Here is a 4,069-nt window from a genome sequence, read left to right as displayed (position 1 = left end):
GCACATGCATCATCTTGTCCTGTGATCGTCTCTGTATAATTTACGCTTACTGATGCATCACAATTGTCATTCGCTGTTAAGACTACTGCTGTTGGCACTGCATCACAACTTATTGTTGTATCTATTGGTAGTGTTTCTACAAATACTGGTGCAGTTGTATCTTCTATGGTAATGGTTTGTACTTGTTGTGTCGTATTACCACAACTATCAGTTAATTCCCATGTTCTAAGTACATCTCCTGTTCCGTTACAACTACTTAAACCTGATGTATCATCAGTAAATGTAGCTTCTAGACCTGAACTACAATTATCAGCTTCGTCTGTAACATCTCCTGTTAACATCAAATCTAAAATATCATCAGTACATGTAATCGTTACATTATTAGGAACCGTAAAAGTAGGATTTACCAAATCCGTAATCATTATATCCTGAAAAGCAATTACTGCATCACAAGGAGCAGGAGTTGTAGGATCAGTTACTCTTAAAGCAACACTATATGTCGCACATCCTGAAAATGTATTTTGAGGCATTATTCCTGAAGCATCTACTGTAAACGTATTTCCATCATAATCAAAATCCCATTCATAAGTGAGGTCATTTCCTCCTGTAGGATCAATAGAACTACTAGCATTAAAATCAACAGTAAATCCACATGAACCATCTGGTGTATATGTATATATGGGTTGAGGGGCTTCAAAAACTGTAAACGTTTGTGTTTCTATATCTGTACAACCATAACTATCGGTTACTCTTAATGCAGCAGTATAAGTTCCTGCTGTAGTATAATTGAAAGAAGTCGTGCTTCCAGTAGCATTTGTAGTAAAAATACTTCCATCATAATCAAAATCCCATTCATATAATGTAATGCTATCTCCAAAATCAGGAGCATTAATTGCTGTATAGGTATTATTATCAAAGAAAGTTGAGCTTGTTCCGTCAAACATTGTTGTTGCTCCAGCACAAACATCTGATTGATTAAAAATAGCTGTTGGAATCGAATTTATACCAAGAGTAAATGGAATATCAAAAGTATCTTTTAAGGCTGAATTTGGTGATCCTCCAGCCAAAGATGATCCTATTTCCATAGTAATCGAATTACATGTGCTCGTCGTGTCGCAAAGTGTTATTATATCGCTAATTAGAACACGAAATTCAAAAAACAAGCCTTCACTACCTGTGCAATTTTCTTTCCCTAAAAAAGCATCGAATGTTACACCCGTATCTACAAACATAGAACCATTCCACACGAATAGTGTATTATCTGTAATTGTGGGGTTACTACCTGGGCTAATTGCAAAGAAAATAGCTAAATCTGACCCATCTTTTGTTAAATCACCTGTACTGTTATTACAGTCTGTATTTAAAAAGAAAGAAAAGGATGAATTACCTGTCGCTAATCTTTCAAATGCCATATATATATATTGATTGTCTTGATCAAACCAAAAATTGGTTATATCTGCTGTATCAGCAGGAACATCATCTCCATCAACAACATCTGGAATTCCCCACTCATCACCATTGGGAGGATTACAGTTATCTCCATCAAAAATTACTAATTGAGCATTTACATTAAAAGAAACTAAAAATCCTACAATAGTAATTATACTAGTGTAATTTATTTTCATATTATTAAATTAATAAGTTATAATCTATATCAATCCTATTCTCCAAATGGAGAATTAAACATCCTAAACTGTTTTAATAATATGGGGATAACAATGCTGGGGGCATTATCATGTATGATTTATTGAGAATTTGATTTTTATATCTTCACTATTAAATGAATTAATAGTTTAAAAGGGGAAGTGATTTGATTAATATAAATTTAAGAAAAAATTAAGACATAACTGTAGGAAAAACTAAAAAAAACAAAAATAAACTACTATATACTAGTTGTTTATAGTTTATTCTAATTCTATTAAACTTTTGTTTTTTAAGCCCTATCTGTTTTCTCATTTAATTGTAATCCATCATTATATTAGATATTATTGGTAATACGATTAAATACATAAAGGAGTCAATTATGACTCCTTTAAAACATTTATTATGACTTTATGTCTTAGTATACTTCTTGTAAAGCTGTTACATCACCAGAAGTAAATGGTCTATCAGACCCATTGCTACAAGCTAACATCCAAGATCCATTTTCTGGTCCTGCTGGAGTTCCTGGGATGTATAATGCTCCTACACCAGCATCTCCTTCATCTCCACCACGACCACAGCTAAATGAACGATCAAAATAATCTGTATGACGAAATCCTATAGCATGTCCAATTTCATGAGCTATTACAGTAACAGCATCTGCAGGTACTCCACCTCTTCTAGGATTAAACACAGCAGAATTTAATACAATTGGAGTTGCTGGGTTACCTGCTGCGTCTGGGAAACCTGCACTTCTACCTAAAATCACATTACCTTGAACTCTTTTTAATCTTTCTGATAAAATATCAATATCTGCACCTTCAGAAGAAGCCCTTTGGAATGTTAAATCTAAGCCTAATGCATTATATCTTGATAAAGCTTCATCAAAAGCGGCTTGCATTGTTGCATTAAATTCAACATCCATGTATACATTTAATACTCTTGGAGTACTAACAACATTATTAGTTCTATAATGTTTTGTATTTGAATCGTGATCATCAACATCTATACCTTGAGATAATTCTGCAATCATACTTTTTGTTAAAAAGATATCACCTTCTACTACAAATCCAGATTTACCATTCATTGTATCTTCAAAAGTATTACTTGTATCGAAGCCTAAGGCTTGAAGTTTTGTTAAGATCAACGGATCTACAGCAGATACTTCTTCTGTAGATTCAGATTCACATGAAACAAATACTGAAGCTGATAGTAAGGCAGCTCCAAAAAACATCATGATTTTACTTTTTTTCATAAGTCGAGTTTATTTTATTAACGTTTATTTAACTATTACTAAATATAACAGCCTGATTATTAAATAAAATCATAATTAATTAAATTTTCGTTAAATGGATGTGTTTTACCGATATAATACACAAAACTAACAGTTTTAAATTATACTTTCTCTATTCATAATTTGATAAATTAGTATTTTATAATAGTAATAATTATTAATTAATCAAATATATTACCACAAAGTCACATTATAATATCAAAATAATTAAATTTCTCACATTTTCCTACAAAACAATACTTGTATTATAATATAAGACATAATAACTAAAAGATTATTTAACTTTTTTATATAAAATCATTTATGTCTTCATTCTTAAATATTATAATTTAGACAGTTAAAAAAACGAAGTTATTTTTTATATAGGATAGAAAATGATACTGTATTTTTACTTAAATATTAATTAATATCTTTTCCCTTATTTAAGAAAGAAAGGATGAATTTTAATGTGTTTGTTAGGTCAAAAATTAATAAAACAGACTCACTTATTTATCTTTGTATTTGTAATAAAACATTAATAGTATCTGGATGATTTATGATGTCTACTGTACACCTTTATGTACACTTTGAATGTACACTAATGTATCTAAATGCTTTATAATGCATTTTGTTAAAATCTAAGTAATTGATTTATAGTGGTAAAACAAAAAATCGCTTCGTTTTCATAACCCGGAGGTCACGGGTTCAACTCCCGTTCTCGCTACAAATTAAAATTAAACCACTGAAATTCAGTGGTTTAATTTTTTGTAAAGCTCTCTGTTTTACTAAGAAAATTACCAAAACCTTCGGGATAGTAAAACGACCACTCTATTCTTTAAGATACTGTAAAGCAGTTCTTTAGATTTTAATTAATTACTTCTAAGTTCTGGAGTACACTTTAGAGTACACCTTTTGTTCAAAATTAACATATTTTGAAGGTTTAAAATTTTACTTTTGAATATCAGTTACTTATGCTATGTTTAAGTTCAATTACTATTATTAACAATCATAAAACTCCTTCCCTAACCTCTAACTATTCATTCACTTATTCAAAGAGCAATATAGATTTAAGATATACACCCGTGGTGCATTTAGGCAATATTAATTTTAAGATTGTTGATATTTCTTTGAAATAGAAACTTATTGATGTATTGA

At 30.3% G+C, this 4,069-nt stretch carries 2 protein-coding genes; both read right to left on the bottom strand.

The features are described 5' to 3' along the window. The coding region (locus ACYEKI_RS21080; protein ID WP_459213195.1) for a PKD domain-containing protein at nt 1-1,625 on the bottom strand (1,625 nt) is incomplete at its 3' end. A 434-nt stretch (nt 1,626-2,059) separates the two neighbouring features. Further along, nucleotides 2,060-2,896, bottom strand: coding sequence for a M57 family metalloprotease (locus tag ACYEKI_RS21075; RefSeq protein ID WP_459213194.1), 837 nt, complete (start codon nt 2,894-2,896; stop codon nt 2,060-2,062). Nucleotides 2,897-4,069: the final 1,173 nt, after the last annotated feature.

Origin of the sequence: Aquimarina rhabdastrellae, assembly GCA_947387485.1 — a bacterium.
GTDB lineage: Bacteria > Bacteroidota > Bacteroidia > Flavobacteriales > Flavobacteriaceae > Aquimarina.
The sequence above is the reverse complement of the archived record's forward strand: the minus strand, read 5'-3'. Positions and strand labels throughout refer to the sequence as shown.

Coding starts and splice junctions, on each gene's coding strand:
- ACYEKI_RS21075 (WP_459213194.1), bottom strand. CDS start 2,896: ATGAAAAAAAGTAAAATCATGATGTTTTTTGGAGCTGCCTTACTATCA.